Raw genomic sequence first — 25,630 nt, 5'->3', positions numbered from 1 at the left:
GTGCCGATCGACCGGGGGTACCGTCCATCCCCGGTCGAAGACGTGGAGTCAACTGCCGTCTCCGTCAGGCCGACAGCGCCTCGTCCAGTCGCGCCTCCAAGTCCCGTAGATCCGCACGCAGTTCCTCGCCCTCCTCGCCATCTACCTCCTCGATTCGCTCGGCGAGGCCTCGGAATCGCGAGTACTTCTCGTCCTCTTCGACCTCCGTCTTCTGGACGTAGACCTGTTCCTCGACGTCGTACACGTCGTCTTCCTCGAGCCCAGTCGCGGTCAAGACGACGTCGAGTTTGTCGGGGTCTACCCCGAGCACCCACTCGCGGGGAATCTCGTGTTCGCTCAGGACGTCGAAGATCGTCTCGTCGTCCTTCGGTCGCCGGCGCTCGCGGGTCGTCCGGCGTACGGTCCCGAACCGACCGTGGAGTTCCTGGTCCGCACCGAGACGGCTCAACAGCGACTCGCGAGCGGTCTGTCGGAGACGGTCCGCCTCGTGTTGCACGTCCGAGAGGAGGACGTACAGATCGGTCAGCGTGCCTGTATCGAGCGTCTCCGGGTCGACGGGCTCGCTCGTGTCGAGCAGATCGGCCAACAGGATCGCGTCGTCGTGAAGACGCTCCGGGCGAGTACGAGCGTCCGCCGGCGAGACTAGATACGGACTCCCCCCGCCCATCTCCGGGTCGGAGACGTAGGCGAGTTCGCCGTCCTCGACGCCGAAGTCGGCCAACAGTGTCAGGATCGTCGCGTACGGTTCGACTCCGGGCGGGAGTTCGGCCACGGCGAGTCGTTGCTCCGCCAGGCGGTCGGTGAGAACCTCGAACTGCTCGCGCCAGAGCGGACGCTTCTCGCTACTGTCGTCGAAGCGGATCTGGAGCCGGTCGGTCGAAATTTCCCTGACTCGAAACGGTCGGTTCGAGAGCGGGGTCACCAGTTCGGTTCCCGGTTCCAGGGTCGCACACCGCTCTTGGATGACGTTCCAACGCTCTTCGTGACCGACGCTCATACCGTGTGGTTCACGATCGTGGGATAAAAGAGTGTTCGCCCGTTTCGAGCGGTGAGAAAGGACAGTTCGATCGATGTCGGTCCCGACCAACGCGGATCGGATGCAGTTCGACGAATTCAGCGGCGAAGTCCAGTACCGACTCGAACTGCCCGGTACCGGCGAGACGGTACGAGCGATCCGGGCGACACTGCCGACGTTGGGCCAGCGTCTCCCCGAGGGCAACGCCGAGGATCGTGCCGCCTCGCTTCCGATGGGGGCCGAGTGGTCCTGACTGGGGCGGTTCACGAACACGGTCGGCGCTTCGACTGGCAGGAGTTCGTCTCACGCGTCAGCGAGACCGAGGAGGCCGACCCGGCCGACGTAGCCTACCACGCGCGCGTCATCGTCGACCTGGTCCACACGCTGGTCCCGGAGTCGGACTTCCGGCAACTGCGTGGCTCACTCCCCGAGAGCGAGGACGACGAGAACTGGCACAAACTGTTCGAAATCGTCGATACTGGTGGATGGAGCGACCTCGCGGAGACGGGAACGGTCCACGGCCCGACGTACCGCGTCGAACCAGTACGCGCTCGACGCTCACCGAACATCGCGAGTGGTGGGATCGACCGGGATTTAGAACCTTGCTCCGACCGCTCCGAGCGATTCCACCCGATAGTACAACGGGCGGCGCACGGGTTCCCTAGCAGGGAGATCCTCCCTTGGGAGCCGGAACTCAGGAGGCTCGCTCGGCGGACGCCACGTACCGCTCACCCGCTTCGAGACGTTCGATCGGCACCGAAACCGTCCGCTGTTCGTCCGGGTCGAACGCGGCCGTCTCCGACGCCGTCGTCTCGAGTTCGTTCCCGTCGGCGTCGTAGAACGTGACCGTCACGCGTCCGCTCGTGGGCTCGCCGGTGTTGTTGACGACGGTGACGTCGAGCGTCTCGTCGCCGTCGGAGCCGGGACGCGTGGTGACGACGACGAACCCCTCGCGCTCGCCGTCGAGCGCCTCCCGGAAGAGACGGATCCGGTTCCGCGCCGACTGGAAGTACTCCTCCGCTTCGTCGCCTCCCTGCTCTTGGAGGCGGAGGAGTTCCTCGTCGGCCTCGTCGAGTTTGCCTTCGTCGCCGTCCGCGGCACTGTCTACGTCGTGGGCGTCGTACTCGCCGAGCAACCGGAGGACGGTCGCTCGCTCGTCGCTGATGTCCATCTCCGATGCGTCCTGCGCCCGCCGAAGATCGTCTCTGATGTCGAGTATCCTCGGTAGTCCTGTCATCGGTGGTCTCGTGTCCGTGTTCCCGGAGGAACTGGTCGAACGTCTGTGCTATGGCCGCTTCCTCTCCGATTCCTGGCCACCGGAGTGAAACACGGGTACCTGGCACTAGCCTCCGGAAGCCGGCGGAGAGGAACGCCCTCTGACCGCTCAGATCGTGTTCCGACAGCGCTCGGCGCACTCGCGGCTCGCTTCGTCCAAGTGCTCGATGGTCGACAGCGTGTCTTCGAGGGACACTGCGCCCCTAGTTGGGACGCCCGGTTTTCCCCGTTTGTGGCTACGATCACAAAACGCTCGTCCGGACGGGTGTCGCGGACACCGGGGTCGACGACGCCGATGACGCCACACCCGGAGCGGTAGAGCGCCGGAGCGAGGAGCGAGGGTTAACGTTCGAAAGGACGACGGCCGCCGAAGCCCCGAGACCCTAGTCACAACCACGTTAGGCGAGGAGCGCGTACTCCCCGACCCCATGGAGAAAACGGAGTACGCGATCCTGTCGGTCATCGCGGCGATCACGGTCGGGATCGGCGTGTTCACGACCACCCAGCCGCTCGGACAGTTCTTCGTCGAGAGCACCCGGCAGTTCGTGACGACCACCGCCGCGATGGCGTGGATCACGTGGTGGGCGCTCGTCGTCGGGTTCGCCATCGCGGGCGGGGTGGAGGCGTGGACCTCCGACGAACAGGTCGCCGACCTGCTGGAGGGCCACGGCCTCCGCGAGATCGGGTACGGCTCGCTGTTCGGGTTCGTCTCCTCGTCGTGTTCCTACTCGGCGATCGCCACGGCGAAGAACCTCTTCAAGAAGGGCGGGTCGGCGGCGGCGACCCTCGGCGCGTTCATGTTCGCCTCCACCAACCTCGTCATCGAGATCGGCGCCGTCATGTGGATCCTGTTGGGCTGGGAGTTCCTTCTGGCCGATATCGTCGGCGGGTTCATCCTCATCGGGATGATGGCGGTGGGGCTCACCTACGTCGTCCCCGACGAGGTGGTCGAACAGGCCAGAGAGAACATCGAAGACGAAGGGTCGGATGTGGTCCAAGACCCCGTCTGCGGGATGGAGGTCGACCCCGACGAGACCGACTTCTCGACCGAGGTGGACGGGCAGACCTACTACTTCTGCTCGGAGTCGTGTCAGAACAGCTTCGACCCCGAGGAGGCGGACACGACCATCACCGAACAGGCCACCTCGATGTCGGGGTGGCGCGCGCTCGCGGACAAGCAGTGGAAGGAGTGGGGGATGCTCTGGGACGAGATCGCGATCGGGTTCGTCTTCGCGGGGCTGATCGCGGGGTTCATTCCCGAGCAGGTGTGGACCTCGGTGTTCTCGGGACAGACGTTCGGCCTCCCGGTGTACGTCTTCTGGACGGCCGTCCTCGGCGCGGTGATCGGGATCGCGACGTTCGTCTGTTCGGTCGGGAACGTCCCGTTCGCGGCGGTGTTGTTCTCGAACGGTCTCCCGTTCGGATCCGTCCTCTCGTACATCTACGCCGACCTGATCGTCCCGCCGATCATGGACGCCTATCGGGAGTACTACGGGACGACGTTCGCGGCGATCCTCTCGGGGATGATCTTCGTCTCGGCGGTCGTGACGGGCTTTATCATCCACTTCGTCTTCCTGGGGTTGGGGTTCATTCCCGACCCGTCGAGCGTCACGATCACCGAGATCTCGATCGAGTTGAACTACAAGATGGTGCTGAACGTACTCGCGACGGGGGTGTTCCTGTTCCTCTACTGGCTCCACCGCTCGGGTGCCGCCGAGGGTGAGGGCGAGGGGGGCCACGGGGAACACGGTCACGCGATGGATTGAGCCCCCGGAATACGGCCTCCCGTCGCGCCGTCTCTATCTGTGCCGTGCCCGTCGAAACCCCTCTCAACGCGTCTCGTACGACGTGGCCCCGTCGTCGACGACGACGGCGTCGTGAGTGCGGAGACGTTCTTTCACGTCGCCGACTTCGGCGTCGGACACTCTGACGGCAACTCGGGGGCCTTCCGGGTCGGAAAGTTCCCCGAGAGTTCCCCAGATACCGCCGACGAACCCGCCGACGGCAGCGCCGAGACCGAATCCGAAGGTGACGAGTGCGAGACGGCCGGCGGACATGATCGGGCTCAACCGCGGGACCCAGAGCACGTCCACGGCCATCGCCAACAGGATCGCCGCGCCGACGACTCCACCGACGAGCCCACCCCACAGCAGTCCACGCGCTTCCGGCGGCCGCGCCGAGGGGTCGAAGAAGGGGTTCTCGATGTCGGGGCGCTCGGGGTCGAGGCCGGCTTGGCGGAGGTCGGCCTCGGCGTCGGCCGCGTCACCCTCGTCGTCGTACCGAGCGACGACGCGTCTCACGGCGGCCCACCCCCTTCGAGGATCCCGTGGACCTCCGCTTGGACGTCCCGGCTGATCGTCTCGGGCGGCCCCGCGATCCACCCGTGGTTGTACTTGCGGTCGTACGGTGCCGCGTCGGTCGGGTCGAAGAACTTCCGGAGGTAGTTCTCGACGGGCGTCGGGAGTTCGTCACGTCGGACGGCGAGCATCGGGCCGTGCTTCCCGCGGTGGCTCTCGACGCTCGCGGGGATCGCGGTCCGCCAGTCGTCCGGGTTGGCGAAGATGAAGTTGTGGCCGGGGTCGGCGAGCCCCCAGCCGATGTTCCGTGCCCACTCGCCGAACCACCAGCCCTGGTTGCGCCCGATGTCCTTGTACCCCGCCCACGCGGCGCTGATACTGTAGGGATCGCCGGCGTCGGGGACGCGCGTGACGTGGCCGTAGGCCCCGAGATCGCGTGACACCTCGGAACTGATTGCGTCCTCGTCGCCGAGGAGGTACATGTACGCGTAGTCGTATCGCGCTTCGAGTTGTTCGGCGGTCTCCGCCGGGATGGAGTCGCCGTCGACCCAGAGGAAGCCGTCGCCGCCGTGGGCGTTCCACGACTGAATCGGAACGGCACGCCGTGGCGCGTCGAGGCTGGCGACGATCACCTCGTCCTCGTGGTTACCGTGCATCGAACTCACGTACTGGTCGACGTTGGCCGCGACGCGCACGGGGTCGTCCCCGGGGATACGACGGACGCTCATCCCCATCGACTCGACCTCCCGTCGAACGCTCTCCCCGATGTACCGCTCCCCCCCGATCAGGTAGACTTGGACGTTGCCGTCCATGCCGACGCCCTCGGGGTGGGCGCGTTCGATCTCGTCGCGGGTGGCCCGTGGGAGTTCGTCCTGCCGTGTGAGCAGCACCGCACCGTCGATGGGGTGGTGGATCATGCCGACGCCCGGGAGCGCCGCCTCGAGGACGCTGTCGTTGACGAGGGTCACGGCGCCGGGACGGGTGTGTTCGTTGATCGCGGTGTAGACGCTCTGGCAGTAGGCGGCGGCCGTCTCGTACACGTTCTCGCCGGCGAGACGGGTCGTCATCGTCGTGGCCGTCCACTCGTCGACGTCGGCGGTCGCCGGCCCTCCCGACTCCTCTCCGCCGCCGCCCGCGAAGAGGTTGCTGTCGACCGAGAGCGCCGCGCCGCCGAGACCCGCGAGGGCGGGTACCGTCGCCAGGTCCCGCAGGAACTCCCGGCGACTCTGATCGGTCATAGCGCACCTCCCGGCTTGACGTTTCGCCGAACCAGCAGTCCGTTCACCGGCCACGCGATCAGGAACCCGACCAGGGTCGAGAACACCATCACGCCGAACCAGAGGACGTTGTCGTCGCCGGGCATCATCGGTAGGTTGAGCATCATCAGCACCCACATCATCGTCATCATCCCGACCGAGACGCTCGTCATGCTGACCACGACAGCCAGAAGGCTCTGTCGGGTCGCCGCCCCTCGGTCGAGACCCATCGACTCCTCGAACATCGGGACGTGGAACACCTGCCAGGAGACGAGCAGGGCGACGACGTAGACGATGGCCATGGTGAGAACCATCGAACTCCCGAGGGCGAACAGCGGCCCATCGAAGACGACGAGCGGCATCCCGAAGTAGGTGAGCAGGAACGCGACCGCGACCATCGTACTCGCGGCGAAGCCGACGCCCATCGCCGTGGCCGACGCCGCCTGGAGCCAGTACGGCCGGACCACGTGCTTCCGCCCGTCGCGTTCGACCGTCTCCCTGCTCCGATAGGCGAACCAGTAGAACCCCAATCCGATCGGTCCGAGCAGTAAGGTGAACAGTGGCCACACCAGTTTCGTCCAGTCGCCCATCTCCGGGATCCGGTGTCGCGAGTGGGTGTACACGAACGTCGCCCCGAGCAGGCTGAACGCCGCCCAGACCGCCGAGAGCGCGTCGAGCGGGCTCATGCCCGCGCCCTGGAGTCGATACGGGGTGACCTCGACGGCGTAGTCGCTCCGGGTCTGTGACACCCACGAGACGTCGTCGAGCGACCCTAGTACGAACACGTGGTTGAACGGTCCCTCGGCTGGCGTCGAGAACCAACCGGACTGTGTCCGCCAGAGGAAGTTCTCGGTGATAGCGGGGAGCGTCCCGTCGTCGTGGACGAGGAGCACCGGTCCGGCCTTGCCCCACTGGAGGTTCGTACTGGCGACGGCGTGTTCGGGTCGGTCGGGGTTGACGAGCATCGTGTTGTAGTAGCCGACCTTGTCGCGGTCGTCGATGCCCCAGCCGAAGTCGCGGGACTCGTCGCGGAACTTCGCGATCTCGACGGCGTGGTCCTGCGGCGTCGACCCGGCGACGCGCGTCCACTCGGTGTCCAACGCGGAGAGGGCGTCCCGCCCGACGAGTCGCGGCGGGGCGAGGACGTACGCGTGCGTCGCGTTCAGTTCGGCGATAGCCTGCCGCGTCGCGTCGGGAACGCCGTTGCGGTCGACGTAGAGGATCGGGTCGCCGCTGTACGCGCTCCACGCGGCGGCGGGGAGCGCCCACTCCGGTGATTCGTTACCGACGAGGACGACGTTGTTCGGACTCACCTCGTCGCTCGTGTTCCCCCTGGTGGCGATCCGGGCCGCGATCGCTGCCGAGTTTCCGCCCGACAATTCGACCGTCGACGCGGTTCGCGCCGCGGAACTCCCGTTCCCCGCTCCCGGCACGGGCGCGTCGCCGTAGAGGACGATGGCGTCGGCCGCCGCGCGAAGCCCGGACGCCGCGAGCGCCGTCCGCCAGTCGCCCTCGGGCACGCGGACGACGGTGTCGTACGAGACGTTCGCGTTCGGGGGTCTGGCGGCCCGAGCGGTGGCGGCGCTCAACTCGTCGGGATCGCTCGCGGGAAATCGGGTCGTGTCCTTGGTCTGCATCGTCGCGTAGGCTCCCCCCGGCTGGTGCCCGTAGTCGAACAGGGTCAACGCGACCACGTAGAGGGGTTGTGCCGCGACGACGACGACGAGTAGGCCGGCGACGACGACGGCGAGGTTCTTCCGGAGGCTCATCGTGGGTGCTGACGACGGATGGTGCGAGGGTGTGTACGTATCATGCTTGCTCGGAACACCTGATGCGGTCCCCGAGACGCCGTCGGACGGTGGTAGCCCGGCCGGCTCCTGGATCGAGATGGTACTCCCGAAAGACAGTGGGGGGTGTCTTTACTCGCCTGCTTGAATGTGCCACCCGGAGTCCTGCCCGCCCGAGTACCCCGTTCCCGCCGTGGTCTCTCCACCCGCGAACCCGGGCGCTCGCCGATCGGAACCCGGATGCGACACACCTGGGTTCCCGTGACAGCCTTCGCGCGAGGACAGGACGGCCTCATATCCCGCCCTCCTCACCCTGCCGGTTCGTCATGATGATACCGCTGATCAGCATCAGGATGGCGAGCGCGACCATTCCGAGGTCCCAGCCCATCCCGGCGGTCATGCCGGAACCCATTCCGCCGTCCATTCCGGGCCCCATACCGCCGCCCATCCCCCAGTTCGTGCTCCCCGTGGCACCGACGAGCGCCTGGTTGAGGAGCATCAGTAGCGCGTACCCGACCATCAGCGGGCCGCTCGCGCCCCCGAGTCGGTCGGCGTACGGCGTCAACAGGACGACGCCGTGGGCGACGACGACGACACCGAGCAGGGCCATGAGGAGTCCACCGCTCGATCCCACTCCCATCATTCCACCGCCCCCGGTCGCCGAGACGAGCGAGTAGAGACCCGACACGAGCGCGATCGCCGCCCCGTACTGGCGGGTAGTCGCGTCGGTCGCGTTCACGAGTCGGTCACCTCGACACACCAAGTCGTACTCTTCGAACGGCCCCACCGCTCGACCGAGCGGTCGGTGAGGTCGGCTTCCAACTGCCGGCGGTGGTGACCGACCGGCTTCGGCGACCCACCGCGTTCGTCCGCGATCTCGTGTCCCCCGAGGTAGGTCGGCTCGCTGTTCGCTACCGCGACGAGATGTCGCCGAACGTCTTGGCGTGTAATGGAACTCATGAGGGAAAGAGGCTCAACGGAGTCGGCCGAGCAGTTCGTAGCCGTGGTCGAGCGCGTACCGCCGGAACAGCAGGCTGTTCGTGAGCACCGAGCCGCTGGAGGACGCCATCGAACTCGCCGCGAGTACCGGCTGGAGCAGCCCGAGCGACGCGAGCGGTGTCGTAGCCGAGCGCCCAGAACGGGTTCTGCTTGGACTTCGCGAGCGTCCCCTCGCTGATCCGGATCGCTTTCACCACGTCGACGGGGTCGTCACGCATCAGCGTCACGTCCGCCGCCTCGATCGCGGCGTAGATCTCACCCGGCGAGACGACGTTCGGGTCGTACTCGACGGTTCCTTCGTCGGTGGCGAGGTCGACGTTCGCCTCCGAGACGCCGTCGAGGGGTTCTGCGGCCTCACTGACCGTCTGCGAGCAGTTCGCGCAGCTCATCCCCGGGATGTCGATGCGGCTTCGGTGCTGACTCATCACTGTACCGTACGCGCTCCCTATTCACCCGACTTGTCCTTTAGATACCACAGCGACAGCGCGGGGGATACTGTGGGATCCAAACCCCGGTAGCGATCTATTCCATCGGCGGGTGGCGGTCCCCTCGCTGTCGACCGCGTTGCCACACTGGACGCACGTGAGCGCGAACGCCGCCTCGCCGAGCGTCGGCGACTAGGCCGCGTCCGACAGCAGCGTCACGTCGAACTCGACGGGCGCGTCGTTGTCGAGCGTGAACCGGCGGACGACGCCTGTCTCTCGAACCCTCGCTCGAAGAGTTCGGTGCCCACGTCGACCATCGCGAGCGCGACTCACGGCACAACCGACCCGCGAGAGCCGAGTTCGGCGGCGACGATCGGCCCGGAGTGACACGCTACTTCGGGCCCGATACGAACGGCTCTGCGTCTACCTCGCCGCCTGGCAGGCGACGACGCAGAGACGGCCCAGGATCGGCTGAAGCGGGTCAGTTCGACCGACAAGACGATCGTTGCGACAGCCGTTGAATAGCCGGAAGTGGGCCAGCGTGTCGAATCACGTTTCACGTCTCTCTCCCAACCTGGTCGTGAGTCCTCGGTAGCCGGCTCTGTCGCTTCGCCGTTTAAGTAGTTCTGGTCACAAGGGATAGCTACGAAGGGCGTTCGACGTGTTCACGTCGAATCGAGTTCTCGGGGGCACGGACTTCGTAGTGGTCACTACTGCGTGATTCCGAACGAAATCGTACTGCTGAGGGAGAACGGCGGCTAGCGCTCGATGTGGACGGCGAAACGGAGCGAACGACTCGGTGCCCGGCAGAGAGTAACAGTTATCCAACGAGGCCGACCAGTCCACGGTGTGTCGCGAATTGGTCCCTCCCTCGGCAGTCTAGGTGACAGATGGCGGTACGCGCTCGTCGGCGGCCTCCTATCGGTCCCGTTCACGACGGCGAGCTACTGGCAGACGGGCTCCGAGCTCTCGCTCTCACCCGTCCTCTTCGGGAGTCTCCTCGCGGGCTACCTCGCCAAACGAAAGACGGGGTCCGCTACTGGAGTCGGAGCCAGAGCGGGAGTGGTCGGTGGACTACCGGCTCTCTGGCTGCTCGCCGACGTCGTCGCGGCGACGTCCGGCTTGGGCGGTCCAGCGTGGTTCATCGCGGCGGGGACCGTCTTCGCCGTCGTGGCGGGTATCGCCTTCGCGATACTCGGACTGGGACTCGCCGCCCTCGTCGGCGCTGTCGGTGCGAGAGTCGGCGCGTGGGTGGCGGAGTCGACCGGTCCACGCCAACCGCCCAGTGCCGCTCGATGAACCCACTCACGATGCGCCATCTGCCCCGGAAATCACACGCGTCGCGATGACGCGAATCAGCACCCTCACGCGTACGCTCAATGTCAGCACCTCCCTCCGATAACACGGACGACCAGGCGAACAGCGAGACCACGACCGACTGGCCCCCCGACGGGTCGGACAGTCGAGGCGGCGGGCTTCCGTGGAAGATACCCCTAGTCGGAGTCGTAGTCGTCGCTCTCGTTGGGTGGTTCGTCCGACCGTGGCTCCAGGGGCTCGTCTACGCCCTGTACACGACACCGCTCTTCCTCGTCGCGCTCGTCGCCGGTCTCGTCGCTGGATGGATGTACTACCGGTACGAGCAAACCGACGCATCGACGACGTACTCGGTCGGTGACGGCGAGGAACGGGAACTCACCCCACTGCGGGTTGCGGCGGTCGTCTTTATCGTCGGATTAGTCGCGCTCACGCCGGTCGTCAACACCGTCGCCGGGGCGACGCTCAGCGACCGGACGATGGCCGACACAACAGCTGTCGAGCGACTCGACAACGCCGACGCGGAGAAACCACGGATCGTCACACGGGCTGTGGCGGGCCGATACGCCTCGAACACGCTCAACCGGCCGCAGTACCGCGTGGGCGAGACCGACATCAGCGTCGCCAACGGGACGCCCTACTGGGCGGCTCCCCTCTCGCCCGACGGCCTGTTCAACAGGCTCACGAAACGCCAAGCGGGGACGGTCCTCGTCGACATGACCACCCAGCAGGCGAACGTTCGGGTCGTCGACGGCGAACTGAACAAAGGAATCGGGACGGTCTTCTTCGAGAGCTACCGCTGGCACCTGCTGAAGAACCACGAGTACCTCGTCGACTACGGCGACCCGAAGATGGTGGTGAACGACGGCGCACAGTACATCGTCGTGCCGTACTCGACGCCGACGTTCCACCTCACGCCACTTCCCCACTCGACACCCGAGTGGGGCGGCGTGGCGGTCATCGACTCGTCGGGGACGGTCGAGATGCTCTCGCCGGAGGAAGCCGCTCAGAGCCCGACACTCGCGAACCAGCAGCTGTATCCGGAGGACCTCGCGCGGCGAAAGGTCGCGTCGACGAAGTACCGCAACGGCATCCTCAACACGTACACCAGCCACGAGGACGAGATCGAGATCGCGCCGGTACCCGGCGACGACAACGACCAGCCGTTCTTCGTCCTCTCGGAGTCGGGGCCGCAGTACGTGGTCGCGGTCGAACCGTACGGCGAGGCACAGGGCCTCCGTGAAGTGTGGACGATCGACGGCCAGACCGGCGCGTTCGAAGTGTATCGCCCGACCGAGTCGCTGTTCGGCCCCCAGAAGGCGGCCGACCTGGTCAGACAGTCCGCCCCGCAGACCGACTGGAACCGGTTCTCGCCCGCCGAACCGATCCTGACGGTGATCGACGACCGCGAGTACTGGCAGGTGCGCATCGTCCCGGAGGACAACAGCGGTATCGCGTACGTCGCGTTCGTCGACGCCCGGACGAGTGACGTCGAGGAGTTCGAGGAGACCGAGGCGATCGAACGGTTCCTCGCCGGCGAGACACCGACCGAGTCACCCGACCAGTCGGGTGGAGGCGGCGAAGAGACACCGACCGTCGTCGTCCAGCGTGTCGGCGAAAACGGGACCGTGATCGAAACGATGGAGATCTACGGCAACGAGTCCGTCCGGATCGAGACCAACCCGAACGGGTCGGGGAGTACGACGGGTACGACGGCCAACGCGTCGACAGAGCGGGTGCGCGCTCCGCTCTGAACGAGGGGTCGAGCGGGCGAATCGCGGGGGACGTCTCCCTCTCGACGAAACCCATCCGAGCGAGTCGTATCTGATTACTGTCGCTCTCGACTGGTGAGTGCGTCCGGTGAGAGGTGGGGGAGTCTGATCGTCCGGTCACCGTAATCGACCAGCACCGTCTCGGTTCCGAAGAGCCGATCGGTGACCGTCCGTACGCGCTCTGCCTCCGCGAGTTGGTCGCCGGAGAGCCGCCACTGTGGACCGAACAGTCGGTCGTACCCCACGAGGTCGTCGGCGATTCGATACTCCATCCAGAGATAACGGTACGCCCGATCGATCACGCCGAACCCGACGAACATCCCAGCCACCACCGCCCCACCACCGAGGAGTTCGAGCGGTACTCCGCCGGTACTCGCGACGTCGAGAAGTCCAACCAGACCCAACAGTGCTCCCCCTAGCAGCACTACCGGCGATCGAGCGCCGCGGACTACACCACCCACGAGAACCGCGAGCCGGTTCGGGTACTCGGTGTCCGAAGAGCCATCCAACTCCGTGTCGATCGACTCCCACTGGGAACCCCCGAGGGTAAATCCGAGTTCGACCGAGGTGCCCTCGTCGAACGCCTCCAATCGGTCGCGATAGACGTCGACGATATCCGCGAGAAGTTTCACGACGAACACGGCGACCAAGACGGACGAAGTCGGAGCGCCGGCGATGACCAAACTGCCGCCGAAGAACAGCGCCGAACCGGTACCCACCGCGGACATGAGTGCCGCCCGGAGCGGCTGCTGGACCGACACGGACTCGTACTCCCCGGTGAGGAAGTAGCTGCCGGCTTCGACGGCTCGGCCGACGACGACCGCAACGACCCCCAGTCCGGCCGAGACGGAGGCGGACTCGCTCGCGGTCGCTCCCGTGGTCTCACCGACACTCCCAACGCCGAACCCACCGAGTAGGAGCCACACGACACTCCCAACGACGATCGTCACCACGATCGCTGGAAGGTTCGCGAGTTGGATCGACAGCGGGAGGCGAGGGAGAGGAGTTCGCCCGCGTTTCTCCGAGAGGGCACCGACCACCAGCCACGAAAAGCCGGCGGCGTCGTACTCGGGTTTACCCTCCGCGAACAGTCCCTCGAGGGCGGCGAATCCGAGACGCGCACCGAGTTCCATCCAGTAGACCAGCAGGAGCGCCACCAGCGACCAGTCGAGGACGAGGACGCCGACGAGCGGGGTCGCATTGAGCATCGCCACTGCGAGCAGCTTCAACCGTCGCCTCTCACCGGCGGTGAAGTACGTCGAGAGCATCGTTGTTCTGAATCGAGAGGGAACGTCGTGTGATCTCTACGCGGACCGTGTCGACCGGTCCCGCCCGAAACCCGCGCCGTATGCGAACGGAACCAGTCCAGCCCCGAAACCGACGAACAGCATCACTCCGCCGAGGAGGACCCCGACGAGTCCGAGTGCGATCGAGATCGCGACGACGGTGAGGACCGCTATCAGCACGGTGAACCCGACGAGTGCGAGCCACCGCCGCTGGTGGGCGAGGACACCAGCGACGACGCCCGAAGCGACGAGCGTCGCGCTCGCCGGCCCAGTGACGAACCGACTCGCGGACCCGCTCTCGAACAACAGCGTGCCGACGAGCGAGACCGGAACGGCGAGTGCGGCGACGCCGATCGCCCGGCGGACGGTGAGCGGTCGGTCCGCGAGCGGGCCACGGTATCGGAGTCCGAGTACTCCGAGTGCGACGGCGATGTACCCGCGGCCGACCGGGGTGAGGACGAAGCCGACGAACCCGCCGAGGAGTCGTTCGGCCAGAGCCGTATCGCTCTCGGGCGCGACGGCGTAGTAAGTGCCTCCCCGTCGATAGACTCCCTTCCCGACCGACCAGCCAGCCACGGATCCGGAGTCGACGGCTGTCTGGACCTCGGGCGAAGCGCCGTCGTACGACGAGGAGATGTTCGCGACGACCGTTTCTGCGTCGACCGGAACCATCTCGATACGGACGTAGGTCGTCTCCTCGCTCGCGGTGAGGTTCCAGTCGTAGTACTGCCCGTCGTACACGGCGTAGCTCGGTGCCTCGAGGTCGTCGAGCGTGATACTGAGTTCCGGCGCGACGTTCCCGGCGAACGAGCCGTTCACCGCCGCACGTTCGACGGGCCGACGCGCCGCCTCTGGTGTCCCGGACAGGCGCTCGTCGAGATCGACCACGTCCGAAGATGCGCGAGCCACTCGATCCGGGTTCTCGCCGGGCTGGACGGCAGTCGCGGTGTACGTGATGTCCATGCTGGTCAGTGCAGCGTGAAACGCGAAACTACAGACGACGCCGACCACGAGGAGGCCGACGAGTGCGACCGAACGGAGCGACGAGTTCGAGAGGGACATCGGTCATCCGACGCTCCGGTTCTCACCACATAAGCGGTCGTATTTCGTACGCGAATCGTAATCACCAGTACGGGTCGTTCGCTCGCCACTGAGCGACTGGTAACAGGAGCAGGATGCCGAGCGGGAGGGGGAGGCTCGCGCCGGTCCGGATCCGCCCGATGGTCGGGAGGCGCCTCGTGGTCGTCTTGTCGACGCCGTCTGGACCGAGAAGGCCGTAGACGGCGACCTCACGACAGCAGTATCTGGCCTACGATATCACCGCTATTCGACGGTCACAGTTCCGGTCATTCCAGCGGCCTCGTGAGGGACGCAGAAGTACTCGTGTGTGCCGGTCGTCTCGAACGTGTGAACGTACGACTGTCCCGACTGGACGACACCCTCGCCGTTCTCCCAGCCGCTTCTGGCCGCCTCCTCGGATTCGAAGCCACCGGAGGCCCAGTAGGTCGCTCCGTCCGGCATCTCCGCCTCGTAGGCGGTGACAGTGTGCCCCTCGCCGGCGGCCCACTCCCAGGCGACCGTGTCCCCGGCCGAGACAGTCAGTTCGACGGGGTCGTACGAGACGGCGTTCATGGTGACGACGTGGTCGGCGTCCTCCGGCACGCCTTCGACCACGTTCGGGCCACCCTGTAGGTCGCTCTCCCCGCCGCCACCGTTCTCGCCCCCACTCTCGCCGCCGGAGATTTCGGGGGCCTCGTCGATGGCCCCGGCGACCGCGAACGCCGCGTTCCGGGTCGCTTGGGCGAACCGCTCCGTCGCGGTGTCGACGCCCTCGCCACCGTCGAGCGCGGAGACGTAGTCCGAGAGCGCGCTCTCGAACGTCTCGTAGGCCTCGTGGTCCCCCTCTTCGAGTATCTCGTGGACACGCGCGTTCTCGAAGGTGGCGAACACGTCGCTCACGAGCGTCGAGAGGCCGATGCCGGCGTCGCCGGAGTTGGTACCGGCGGACCCCCCACTCTCGACGACAGCGTAGACCGCGGCGGTCGCCTCGTCCGCGAACGTCGTCGCGGCGTCGTAGGCGTCGGCGTCGCCCGTCGCGGCGGTGCGCACGCTCCCGAGCGCCTCCTCGAAGGCGTGATACCGGTCCTCGCTGGCGGATTCGACCGCCTCGTGGAAGCCGTTGGCACCGGCTTCGAAGTAGGCGAAGGCATCACTCGCGACCGTCTCGGCCCGGTCGGTCGAACCGAGCGTCGCGAGGACGCCCGCGTCGCAGGCCCGACCGGTCATGTAGGTCGCCGCCGCGGCGCTCGCGACCGGCGTCGACCCGGCGGTCGCCTCGAACTCGACGAGGGTGTCCATCGCGCCGGTGAGATGCGTGTCGACGGCTTCGTCGTCGCCCGCCCGGAAGGCGTCGGGGAGAGCGGTCAGGTGTTCCTCCTCGAAGGAGTGATAGAGGTCCTCGCTCGTCGATTCGAGCGTCTCGTGGAACTCCGCCTCGTTCTGCTCGAAGCGAGCGAAGAGGCTCTCCGCTGTCGTCGCGGCCACCTCGCGCTCGCCCCGACCGTAGCGCTCGCGGGCGTCGCCGAGACGGGCGCGGAAGAACCCCGATTCGAGGACGGGCGCGTCCTCGCCAGCCAGGGTGTCGATCCCCGAGGTGAGACCGTCGTGGACGGCCGTCACCGCGTCGTCGACGGCCGCGTCGTCCCCGTTCTCGATGGCCGAGACGAGCGACTCCAGCCCCTCGTGCTCGAAGGTTTCGTAGGCGTCGTGGTCGGCCTCTTCGAGGGCTTCGTGGGCCCGAGCGCCCTCGAAGTGCTGGAAGATCGACTGCGCGGCAGCTTTCGCGGCCTCGGTATCTCCGGCTTCGTAGAGCCACGCGGCGTCCCGAACGCGAGCCCGGTAGCCGTCGAGACCGGCCGCGTGTGCGAGGCCGAGACCGGGTCCACCCACGTTGCCGGCCATCTCCGCGTCGAAGCCGACGGCCCCCATCAGCGAGAGGTGACCGACGCCCGCGACCGCCTCGGGGACGAGTTCGTAGGCGGCACCCACGATCGCCGAACTCGAGGAGAGCGCCGCCTCGTGCACGGCGGCGGCGTCGCCGGAGTTCGCCGCCTCGACGGCGTCGCCGAGCGCCCCTTCGAACGCTTCGTAGTTCTCCTCACCCGCGGATTCGAGCGTGTCGTGGGCGGGAATCCGCTCGAAATCGGCGACGACGCGCTCGCCGACGGTCGCCGCCGCGTCCGTCGCGCCGGCGGCCGCAACGGCGTCGATATTCCGCACCCGCGAGCCGACGACGAACAGCGTGAACGCGTCCGCGACGGCGTCGGAGGTTCGCTCCTGCTGGGCGGCCAGTAGGTCGTCCCCTGCACCGTCGATGGCCCCGATCGCTTCGTCGGTTGCTCCCTCCTCGAACGCCGAACGCGCCGTTTCGAGGTTCCCTTCGAAGGATTCGTACAGTTCCTCGCTGGTGGCTTCGAGCCCTTCGTGGGCGCCGAACTCCCCCGTGGCCCGTTCGAAGCGTGCGAAGACGTCTCCGACCAGCGACGCCGCCGCGGCGTTCTGACCGATCCGACCGAGGGTCACCGCGTCGTGGAGTCGTGCCCGCATGACGTTCCACTCGGCGGCGAGAGCCGTCTCCGCGGAGACGTCGACGGAAGCGGGCTCCGTATCAGTCGGGTCCGCAGTCGGTGTCCCGGTCGACTCCCCGGACCCCGTGCTGGCGTTGCCGTCGGTGCCACTGTCTTCGCCCACCGCGTTGCAACCGGCGAGACCGGCCGCGATGGCCGCTGCACTCGTCGACAGCAGGTTGCGTCTGGTTTGCTGCATCTGTCTTTAGGCCAGCCTAAATATCCATAACAGTTCCGATTTTAGGTCGGCCAAAGCCGTCGGCTCCCTCGATCTGACAGCCCGTGGTGTATAAAGTTGTTCAGTCAGCGGTGTGGTGACCGAAACGAAACCGTTCGGTACGGACCCGGACGATCTGGTGTTCGCCGAGACACCCCGACTGACGGGTCGACCGTCCCCGTCTCGTTGAACCGGGCTCCGCTGTCGAACGACCGCTGGTGGGACCGACACGACCCGTCTCGGGGGCGTGACCCGGTGACTTCCGAACGGAGCGGAGCCTCGTGAGCGAGTCGACGCCCGTCGCGGCCACAGCCACGAGAACGGGCTTCGGTCCGTTCACCGGATCCGGCGAGCGTGACGGTCCCGTTCCCACCGCGAGGGGGAGCGAAGTAGCTCCGCCGATGGCGAGTGCGGTCTGTAACCCTCAAGTGCACCCGACCCGACCCCTCGGCCGATGTCCGCTCAACCGGAGCCGTTCACTCTCGACGACGTGAGCGTCGTCATGGGGACGTACAACGAGGAGGAGGCGATCGGCCCGGTCCTCGACGGGATCGACGCCGCGACCGACGGGCGGGCGGAGGTCGTCGTCGTGGACGGGTCGACCGACGGGACGCCCGCGATCGCCCGAGAGCGCGGCGTGAAGGTGATCAGCCAGCCGCCGCGGGGGTACGGCGTCGCCGTCCGCGAGGCACTGCTGTCGGCGTCCCGTCCGGTCCGGGTGACGACCGACTGCGACGGCACCTACCCGCTCGAACGCATCCCGGACTTCCTCGACCTGATCAACGAGGGGTACGACGTGGTGAGCGGCGACCGCCTCTACCGCGGCGCCGCGACGATGCCGACGCTGAACCGCCACGGGAACCGCGCGTTCGCGGGCCTCGCGAGCGCGCTTGCGGGCCGACGACTCCACGACGTGACGACCGGGATGCGGGCGTACCGGGCCGACCTGATCGAGGGGATCGAGTGGACGGAGAACACCGGCCTGTCGGCCGAACTGCTCCTCCGCCCGTCGATGCGCGGCTACCGCGTCCGCGAGGAACCCATCGACTACGACGAGCGCCTCGGCGAGACGACGCTCGACCCGTTGTCGGGGGGTGCGGCCATCGCGGGGTCGATAGTCCGCGTCTGTCTCGACGAGCGGTTCCGGCGCGGGTGAGCGGCCGGCGCGCCTCAGGCAGTCCCGTTCGAGAGAGTCGCCTCGAAGCCGCCCGCTCCTCCGCCGACGCCGACCGGGACGCACCGCGTCGGGACCGCACAGCGCTCGCGTGTCGGCGAGAGCGCGCGGAGCGTCCCCCCCTCGCGTTCGACGGGGAGCGCCAGCCGGTACGTGACGCCCGCGCTCGCCCCGGTGGTGACGTGTATCTCGACGGTCACCTCGTCGCGTCCGCCGACGGTGAGTCGGTCGGTCCCGTTCGCGACGGGGGAGACGCCGGCGCCCGACGCCCGGACCGCACCGTCGTCGACGACGAGCGTCACCGGGAGGGCGCCCGCCTCCGGGGACGCCACGTAGTAGGCGGCGCCGCCGTCGGTCGCCACGCGGAGCGTCACGTCGCGCGCGCCCGACGGAACCGGGACGGTCGCGTCGAGTTCGAGACGCTCGCCGGCGACCCGGTCGACGGGGACGACGGCGGCCTCGACGGTCGAGTCGTCGGTCGGCGCCCACGTCCCGGCGTAGACGTAGCGGAAGAGCGACCGGGACGGGTACGCCTCGGCGACGGCGAGTTCGTTCGTCCCCCCGAGCGCGTACACCGTCGGGCCGTCGAACCCGGGGTCGTTCCGGAGCGCCTGGAACGGGTGGTTGAGCCACGGGCCGTACGGCGTGGGGAGGAACACCACCGCGTCGTCGGACCCGCCGTCGGCGACGGGCGCGTAGGCCGCGGCGAGTTCGTCGCTCGCGCGGTCGTTGCGCGCGAGCGGTTCCGCGGCGGTCGTCGCCGCGACGGCGCCGAAGGCTGTCGCGCTCACGACCAGGGCGGCGAGCGCGACCCGCCGGGCGTGAGCCGGCGGTGCCCGACTGCCGACCGCGTGCCGGACCCGGCCGCCGACGAGGAGTGCCCCGTTAGCGCCGAAGACGGCGACCGGGACGAGCAGGTCGTAGTGGTAGTACGGGCCGAGGTAGTGTATCAGCCCGTCGGTCGGTGAGGCGAGGCTCCCGAGGAGGTTGAAGTTGCCCCAGAAGGCGACGTTGCCGAGCGGGACCGTGAGGAACAGCGCCGCGAGGAGCGCGCGGCGGGGGCGCTCGCGGGTCCGCCGGGCCGACGCGGCGACGCCGACGACGGCCAGGGCCGTCCCGACCGGCCCGGCGACGACCCAGTCGGCGAACAGCCGCCGCAGGACCAGCACGTTCGAGCGGAGCGCCAGCCGGACGGTGTACTCCACCTGGTGGCCTAGTATCTCGCGGGCGCCGAAGCCGACGCCGTCGCGCGGGGCGAACGCCTGGTAGGGGAACACGAGCGGATCGCCGGTGACGAGCAGGTTGTAGCCGAGCGCCGTCGCCACGCCCGCGGTTCCGAGCCCCGCGGTGGCGAGTCGGCGCACGACGAGTGCCCGGTCGGGCGTCCCGGAGGCGTCGTCCGTACGCGGGAGGACGGCGCGGTGCGCCCCCGACCGGCCGAGCGTCCAGCAGGCGTGCGCGACGAACGGGAGCGCGAACAACAGGGCGGTGTACGGCCGTGCGAAGAAGGCGAGACCGACCACGGCGCCTGCGGCCGCGGCGGCCGCGAGACTCCCCCGGCGCTCGGCGCGGAGGTACGCGAGCGCGAACCCGAGGTTCAGCGCCGTCGTCGTCGCGTACGGGAGGAACACCCCCGACTGGACGAGGAACAGCGGCGACGCGACGAGCATGACGCCGGCGAGGAGTCCGACGCGGGCGTCGAACAGTTCCCGCCCAAGCGCCGCCGTCAGGCCGACGGTCGTCGCGGCGACGGCCGCGAGCGCGAGCGGGTAGCCGCCGGCGAGCCGTCCGAGCGCGAACACCGCGGCGGGAATCGGGGCGTACTTCGGGTACAGGCGGTCGCCCTCCCCGACGAAGAACCACGGCCGGAACGCGTCCTCGACCGGCGGGCGGAGGAACAGTCGCCCGTCGAGGAGGAGCGCCGCCTGCTGGAGGTAGACCGCCTCGTCGTGGTTGATCGACCGGTACGGGAAGACGAGCGTCGCGACGGCGAGCGCGACGGCCCCGGCGAGCGCACAGAGCGCGAGCGTCGCCGTCCGCGGGGCGTCGAGTCGGGACGACCAGCCGCGGCGCATCTATCGGTCGGGGTACCACGCGAGCGGGTGGTCCGCGACGAGTTCGACCGTGACGGGGGTGCCGACCGCGAACTCCTCGGTGTGGTTGTGAAGGCAGCTCACGACGGTTCCGTCGGCAAGTTCGACCCGGTAGACGAACGAGGGGCCGGCGTACCGTCGACCGACGACGCGGCCGTCGGCGTCCGCGTCGGCCGTCGGCGTCGCCCGGAGGTCGTCCGGGCGGACGAGCGCGTCCACCGTGGCGCCGCGGTAGTCGTCGGTGACCCCCTTCAGCCGGGCGCGGGCGTACGACCCGAGCGGCGTCTCGACGGCCGACTCGCCGACCCGGGCGGGCAGGAAGTCGGCCTGCCCGAGGAAGGAGGCGACGAACCGCGACTCGGGGTGTTCGAACACGTCGCCGGGCGCGCCGACCTGTTCGATCCGGCCGTCGTGCATCACCGCCACCCGGTCGGAGATGGAGAGCGCCTCCTCCTGGTCGTGGGTGACGGAGACGGCGGTGACGCCCGCCTCGTCGAGGATCCGCTTGACCTCCTCGCGCATCTCGACGCGGAGGCGGACGTCGAGGTTCGAGAACGGTTCGTCGAGGAGGAGCACGTCGGGTTCGGGCGCGAGCGAGCGGGCGAGCGCGACCCGCTGACGCTGGCCGCCCGAGAGGTCGCCCGGCGCCCGGTCGCCGTACGCCGCGAGGCCGACCAAGTCGAGCAGTTCGTCCACGCGCGCGTCCGTGGCCGCGTCGTCGAGGTCGTCGAGTCCGAACGCGACGTTCTCGGCTACGGTGAGGTGAGGGAACAGCGCGAACTCCTGGAACACCATCCCCACGTCGCGCTCCTCCGGCGGGGTGACCGCCCCGTCGCCCGCGACCGTCTCGCCGCCGACGGTCACCGTCCCCTCGGTCGGCGCGTCGAGCCCCGCGATCAGCCGGAGAGTCGTCGTCTTCCCGCAGCCCGACGGCCCGAGCAGGGTGAGTAGTTCGCCCCGCTCGACCGCCAGGTCGACCCCCGAGACCGCCGTCTCCGAGCGGTACGCCTTCCGGACCCCCGAGAGTTCGAGCACCGTCTCGGCGCCGGTGTCGTCGTCGGTCCGCGGGGGCGACCGCGTCGCCTCCTCGGACCCCGCGTTACGCATCGTCACCCCCCTGACGCAACAGCGGGATCATCGACAGCCCCGACACGACGACCAACACGAGCGCGGGGAGCGCCGCCCGCCCGTAGTAGCCGGCCTCCTGTACACGCCAGATGTACGTCACGAGCGTCGTGAACCCTGTGGGATGGAGGATCAGCGTCGTGTCGAGTTCCTTCATCGTCGTGAGGAAGACGAGCGCCGCGCCCGCGAGTAGTCCCGGCGCGACCAGCGGGAGCGTCACCCGTCGGAACGTCCGCCGGCGGGACGCCCCGAGGACGCGCGCCGCGCCGAGGAGTTGCCGGTCGACCCCGAGCACCGACGAGCGGGTCGAGCCGACCGCCTGCGGGAGAAAGCGGACGACGTACGCGAAGACGAGCAGCGGGAGCGTCTGGTAGAGCGCCGGCGCGTACCGGATGCCGAAGAAGACCAGCGCCAACCCGAGGACGACGCCCGGCATCGCGTAGCCGAGGTACGTCGCCCGTTCGGTCGCCCGAGCGAACCACGAGTCCGACCGGCCGGCGTAGTACGCCACCGGGAGCGCCAACACGACCGTCGCTCCCGCCGCGACCGCGGCGACGTACACCGAGTTGGCGGCGAACGCCGGACGGAACGCGAGGCCGCCGCCGGCGTACCCCGGCCCCGAGCGGACGAGCCACATCGCGAGCACGCCGACCGGGAGCGCGAGCGTGAACAGCGTCACGAGCGCGGGGAGTGCCGCCGCGACCCACCGGTACCGCCCGAGCGAGACCACGGGCGTCGCGGAGGCGGGCGTGCCGTACCCGGCGGTCTCATCGCCGCCGACCCGCGACTCGAGCGCGAGCACGACCGCCGTCACCGCGAGGAGTTCCAGCGACAGGAGCGTGGCGTTCGCCCGCCCGACGCCGAAGCTGTTGAGTTCGACGTAGATGACCCGCGTGAACACGTCGAAGCGCATGATCGCCGGCGTCCCGAAGTCCGAGAGCACGTAGAGTGCGACCAACAGCGCGCCCGCCGTGACGCCCGAGGTTATCTGCGGGAGGATCACCCGCCGGAAGGCGGCGAGGTAGCCGTCGTTCAGGGTTCTTGCGGCCTCCAACTGGCTGTCGTCGAACGACAGCAGCGACGCGCGCGTCGTGAGGAACACGTACGGGTAGACGAACAGCGTCAACACGAGCGCGGTTCCCGGGAGGCCGTACACCGTCGGCACCGACACCCCGAACGGCCCGAGGAGGTCGGCGAGTTCGCCGTTGGGTCCGAACGCGGAGACGTACGCGAACGCCCCGATGTAGCTCGGGACGACCAACGGCAGGGCGACGAGCACCGTCCACAGCCGACGGAAGGGGAGGTCGGTCTGGACGGTCAACACCGCCAGCGGGACGCCGAGGAGGACGGACGCCGACGTGACCACGCCGACGAGCAGCAGGCTGTTTGCGAGCACCTCGGTCGCCGTCGGCGAGGTGACGAGCGACAGCGCCGCCGCGGGGTCGATCTCCGTGGCACGCAACAGCAGCCACGCGAGCGGCGAGAGCACGGCGGCGGCCACCGCGCCGGCGAGGGCGGCGACGCCGGGGCCGACCTCGTCGCCGTCGTCGCCGCCGAGTCCGACCGCGGCGCGCACCCGGCCGGGTTCCTCGGCGGACATCAGAGCACGCCCACCTCGCGCATGAGTTCGAGCGTCGGCTGGAGATTCGACAGTCGCCCGAGGTCGATATCCGGCGGGTTCAACTCGTCGATGGAGGGCAGTCCGCCGACCGGCGGGATCCCCTCGACCATCGGGTACGCGTACGTCCGGGTGGCGAAGAACTCCTGCGCCTCCGCCGACAGCAGGTGGCGGACGAACGTGTTGGCCAGTTGCTGGGCGTCGGTCGGCGCGAGGACGGCCGCGCCCGCGGCGTTTATCAGCCCGCCCGCGTCGCCGCTCGTGAACGCCAGGTCGACCGGTGCGTCGGGCCGGGACGCCTGCACGCGGAGCGCGTAGTAGTGGTTGGCGAACCCGGCGTCGATCTCGCCGTCGGCCACCGCGTTCGAGACGAGGAACTCGTTGCTGTACTCGGTGACGCCCGCTTCGACCATCGCGGAGAGCCACTCACGGGTTGTCCCCTCGCCTTCGAGGATGCGCATCGCCGTGACGAACGCCTGGAACGCGCCGTACGTCGGCGCCCACCCCATCGACCCCGCGAGGTCCGGCCGGTCGGGGATCGTCATCACGCTCTCGGGGACGCCCTCGGCCGACAGCGCGTCCGTGTTGTACGGGATCGACCGCGCGCGCCCCGCGACACCGACCCACTCGTCGTCCGGGTGGAACGTCTGGGGCACTGGGTCGACCACCGCCGCGGGGAGCGTCGCGGTCAGCCCCTCGTTCGCGACCGCCGCGAGCGACCCGGCGTCGACCGACCAGAACACGTCGGCGGGCGTCGCCTCCCCCTCGCCGATGATCGTGTTCGCCGCGTCGGCGGTGCCCGACTCGCGGAGGTTGACCCGGAAGTCGGGGTAGATCTCCTGGAGGATCGACACGAGGTCGCGGTAGAGTCCGCCCTCGCCGCCGCCGAGGTAGACCGTCAACTCGCCCGACAGGTCGGGCAGATCCGCGATCCGGGTCCCGCCGAACTCGCCGCGCCCCTCCGCGAGCGGGCCGGAGCCGCGGAACTCGGTGAACCCGGCGGTCGACCCGCTCGCGTTCGCCGCAGCGTCGGTGCCGGCGTCCGAGCCGTCGAGGCCCCCGAACCCACTACAGCCGGCCAGCCCCGCCGCCCCGGCGGCGCCGACGGCCGCGAGGAACCGCCGCCGGTCGCCGGTCGGGTCAGTCATCCGCGACCACCGCCTCGGCCCCCATCTCCGCGGCGTCGATGTCGGCGAGGCAGTCGAGCCAGTCGCGCATGTACTCCCCGCAGTGGTTGAGGAATCCGCCGTTGTTCAACTCGTCGAACTCACCCTCCGCAAGCGTGTCGGCCATGGCGGCGAACGCCTCGCGGAACGAGTCGGCGTCCCCGGCGGTGTCGTCGACGACCTCCCAGAGGTGTTCGTTGAGTTCGAGTCCCGCCACCTCGTTCGTCAGGTCGTCGAACGTCGACCGTGGCGCCTTGTCGTGTCGACACAGCGGCGCGCCGGTGTACACCCGTTTGCCGAGCACGTCGCACGCCCGCTTGAGGAACACCCCCGACCAGATGTCGTCGAACCGGCCGACGTCCCACTCGTTGTCGTCCATCGGCAACTGGTAGAACGCCGGGACGACCTCCCGGCGGAACGCGAGGTTCATCGAACAGACGGTGAGGTACTCCCCCTCGGCGGCGACGAAGTCGCGGCCGAAGTCGTCGGCGTCGGTCCGCGTTCGCGACTGCCCCCGCAGGTCGCCGTCCATCAGGATTCGAACCGCGTCGAGGTCGGGCACGTTGGTCCACAGCCCCTGGGAGGCGACGACGGAGTCGACGCGTTCGGTCGTCGTCTCGACCGTCTCGTCCATCGCCCCGTACGGGTACCCTCGGGGGTAGAGGTCGTCGTCGGTCTGGTAGAGCACGTTCACCCACGAACTGTCGGTCCGGACCGTCTCGACGGGGCCGTCGTGGTGGAGGTTCGACAGGTGGGTCCCGAAGAAGTCCGTCCCGGGGTGCGGTCGGGTGTCGTCGTCGAGGAAGACGCCGTACTCGAACCGCTCGTTCGCCCAGAGGTAGAGCAGGCCGAACGAGGTCTGTGCGTGACTCGCCGCGGGGACGAGGTGGTCGTACGCCGAGAGGCCGTGTGCGTCGAACCACCGCCGCCGTGCGCTCGCGTCGAAGACGGCGCCGGCGACCCCCGCCTCGGCGAGCGTTCCCTCCATCGCGTCGGCGTCACAGAAGTCCTCGGTGACGAGGACGACGAAGAGTCGGTCGACGTCGAACCCGTGTTCGCGGGCGTTGTCGACGTACTCGCGGACGCACTCGTGGTTCCGAACCGTCGGGACCACGACGCAGATATCGTGACTGGCGCGAGCGTTCATGCGTTGGCCGGTCTGCGTTTAGGCTATCCTAAAGCCTG

At 68.6% G+C, this 25,630-nt stretch carries 18 protein-coding genes and 3 pseudogenes; 5 read left to right on the top strand and 16 right to left on the bottom strand.

All coding sequences use genetic code 11. The features are described from left to right. Positions 1–64 precede the first annotated feature (64 nt). On the bottom strand, positions 65–997 hold the full coding sequence (locus K933_RS02475; RefSeq protein ID WP_023393098.1) for a hypothetical protein: 933 nt from the start codon (positions 995–997) through the stop codon (positions 65–67). Positions 998–1,097: 100 nt separating this feature from the next. Here K933_RS02475 and K933_RS19385 point away from each other — a divergent pair. Further along, positions 1,098–1,540, top strand: a pseudogene (locus K933_RS19385) (DUF2267 domain-containing protein); the annotation flags it as partial. Between the two features lie 169 nt (positions 1,541–1,709). Here the strand turns inward: K933_RS19385 and K933_RS18920 are convergent. Further along, positions 1,710–2,252: an FxLYD domain-containing protein gene (locus K933_RS18920; RefSeq protein ID WP_235063416.1), complete on the bottom strand. Its 543-nt coding sequence runs from the start codon at positions 2,250–2,252 to the stop codon at positions 1,710–1,712. A 466-nt stretch (positions 2,253–2,718) separates the two neighbouring features. On the opposite strand from K933_RS18920, the gene K933_RS02460 reads away from it, so the two are divergent. Beyond that, entirely contained in the window at positions 2,719–4,056 is a 1,338-nt protein-coding gene (locus K933_RS02460) for a permease (RefSeq protein WP_023393095.1), read from the top strand. A 63-nt stretch (positions 4,057–4,119) separates the two neighbouring features. On the opposite strand, the gene K933_RS02455 is transcribed toward K933_RS02460, so the two are convergent. From K933_RS02455 to K933_RS19540, 6 genes and pseudogenes are all read right to left on the bottom strand, one after another. Beyond that, positions 4,120–4,590 (bottom strand): hypothetical protein, encoded by a 471-nt coding sequence (locus K933_RS02455; RefSeq protein WP_023393094.1) that lies wholly within the window; start codon positions 4,588–4,590, stop codon positions 4,120–4,122. Beyond that, positions 4,587–5,825, bottom strand: a complete 1,239-nt coding sequence (locus K933_RS02450; protein WP_023393093.1) for a cell wall-binding repeat-containing protein — start codon at positions 5,823–5,825, stop codon at positions 4,587–4,589. The genes K933_RS02455 and K933_RS02450 overlap by 4 nt, the downstream gene beginning before the upstream one ends. Further along, positions 5,822–7,612, bottom strand: coding sequence for a DUF4396 domain-containing protein (locus K933_RS02445; protein WP_023393092.1), 1,791 nt, complete (start codon positions 7,610–7,612; stop codon positions 5,822–5,824). The genes K933_RS02450 and K933_RS02445 overlap by 4 nt, the downstream gene beginning before the upstream one ends. A 310-nt stretch (positions 7,613–7,922) precedes the next feature. Continuing rightward, a complete protein-coding gene (locus K933_RS02440; protein ID WP_235063415.1) occupies positions 7,923–8,240 on the bottom strand; it encodes a hypothetical protein in 318 nt (105 codons plus the stop codon). Between the two features lie 363 nt (positions 8,241–8,603). Beyond that, positions 8,604–9,054 (bottom strand): annotated as a pseudogene (locus K933_RS18915) (cation transporter). A gap of 24 nt (positions 9,055–9,078) precedes the next feature. After that, positions 9,079–9,219: pseudogene (locus K933_RS19540) on the bottom strand (hypothetical protein); the annotation flags it as partial. 684 nt (positions 9,220–9,903) lie between these two features. On the opposite strand from K933_RS19540, the gene K933_RS02430 reads away from it, so the two are divergent. Together K933_RS02430 and K933_RS02425 are read left to right on the top strand one after the other, a co-directional pair. Continuing rightward, on the top strand, positions 9,904–10,353 hold the full coding sequence (locus tag K933_RS02430) for a DUF5518 domain-containing protein (RefSeq protein ID WP_235063414.1): 450 nt from the start codon (positions 9,904–9,906) through the stop codon (positions 10,351–10,353). 80 nt (positions 10,354–10,433) lie between these two features. After that, entirely contained in the window at positions 10,434–12,122 is a 1,689-nt protein-coding gene (locus K933_RS02425) for a hypothetical protein (protein ID WP_023393089.1), read from the top strand. A 74-nt stretch (positions 12,123–12,196) separates the two neighbouring features. Here the strand turns inward: K933_RS02425 and K933_RS02420 are convergent, their stop codons facing one another. The 3 genes from K933_RS02420 to K933_RS02410 all read right to left on the bottom strand — a co-directional run bounded on the left by K933_RS02420 (position 12,197) and on the right by K933_RS02410 (position 17,251). Continuing rightward, positions 12,197–13,408 carry a DUF6498-containing protein gene (locus K933_RS02420; RefSeq protein WP_268744615.1) on the bottom strand — a complete coding sequence of 404 codons (1,212 nt, stop codon included), beginning with the start codon at positions 13,406–13,408 and terminating at the stop codon, positions 12,197–12,199. Between the two features lie 36 nt (positions 13,409–13,444). After that, on the bottom strand, positions 13,445–14,488 hold the full coding sequence (locus K933_RS02415; RefSeq protein ID WP_023393087.1) for a hypothetical protein: 1,044 nt from the start codon (positions 14,486–14,488) through the stop codon (positions 13,445–13,447). 261 nt (positions 14,489–14,749) lie between these two features. Then, entirely contained in the window at positions 14,750–17,251 is a 2,502-nt protein-coding gene (locus tag K933_RS02410) for a DUF5059 domain-containing protein (protein ID WP_049947513.1), read from the bottom strand. A gap of 472 nt (positions 17,252–17,723) precedes the next feature. Between K933_RS02410 and K933_RS02405 the strand changes: the two genes are divergently transcribed. Next, entirely contained in the window at positions 17,724–18,425 is a 702-nt protein-coding gene (locus K933_RS02405; RefSeq protein WP_023393085.1) for a dolichyl-phosphate hexose transferase, read from the top strand. A gap of 14 nt (positions 18,426–18,439) precedes the next feature. Here K933_RS02405 and K933_RS02400 read toward each other — a convergent pair whose 3' ends face one another. From K933_RS02400 to K933_RS02380, 5 genes are read right to left on the bottom strand one after another with little or no spacing between them, the layout of a single operon-like run. Beyond that, complete coding sequence (locus K933_RS02400; protein ID WP_023393084.1) at positions 18,440–20,518, bottom strand: DUF7846 domain-containing protein; 2,079 nt, start codon at positions 20,516–20,518, stop codon at positions 18,440–18,442. Then, positions 20,519–21,643 carry an ABC transporter ATP-binding protein gene (locus K933_RS02395; protein WP_049947512.1) on the bottom strand — a complete coding sequence of 375 codons (1,125 nt, stop codon included), beginning with the start codon at positions 21,641–21,643 and terminating at the stop codon, positions 20,519–20,521. After that, positions 21,636–23,261, bottom strand: a complete 1,626-nt coding sequence (locus K933_RS02390; protein WP_023393082.1) for an ABC transporter permease — start codon at positions 23,259–23,261, stop codon at positions 21,636–21,638. Before K933_RS02390 ends, K933_RS02395 begins: the two co-directional genes overlap by 8 nt. Then, on the bottom strand, positions 23,261–24,427 hold the full coding sequence (locus tag K933_RS02385) for an extracellular solute-binding protein (protein ID WP_023393081.1): 1,167 nt from the start codon (positions 24,425–24,427) through the stop codon (positions 23,261–23,263). The genes K933_RS02390 and K933_RS02385 overlap by 1 nt, the downstream gene beginning before the upstream one ends. Continuing rightward, positions 24,420–25,592: a hypothetical protein gene (locus K933_RS02380; RefSeq protein ID WP_023393080.1), complete on the bottom strand. Its 1,173-nt coding sequence runs from the start codon at positions 25,590–25,592 to the stop codon at positions 24,420–24,422. Before K933_RS02380 ends, K933_RS02385 begins: the two co-directional genes overlap by 8 nt. Between the last annotated feature and the right edge of the window lie 38 nt (positions 25,593–25,630).

The organism is Candidatus Halobonum tyrrellensis G22, from assembly GCF_000495475.1.
GTDB lineage: Archaea > Halobacteriota > Halobacteria > Halobacteriales > Haloferacaceae > Halobonum > Halobonum tyrrellense.
Note: the sequence above shows the minus strand (reverse complement) of the source record. Positions and strands in the feature narration are given on the sequence as shown.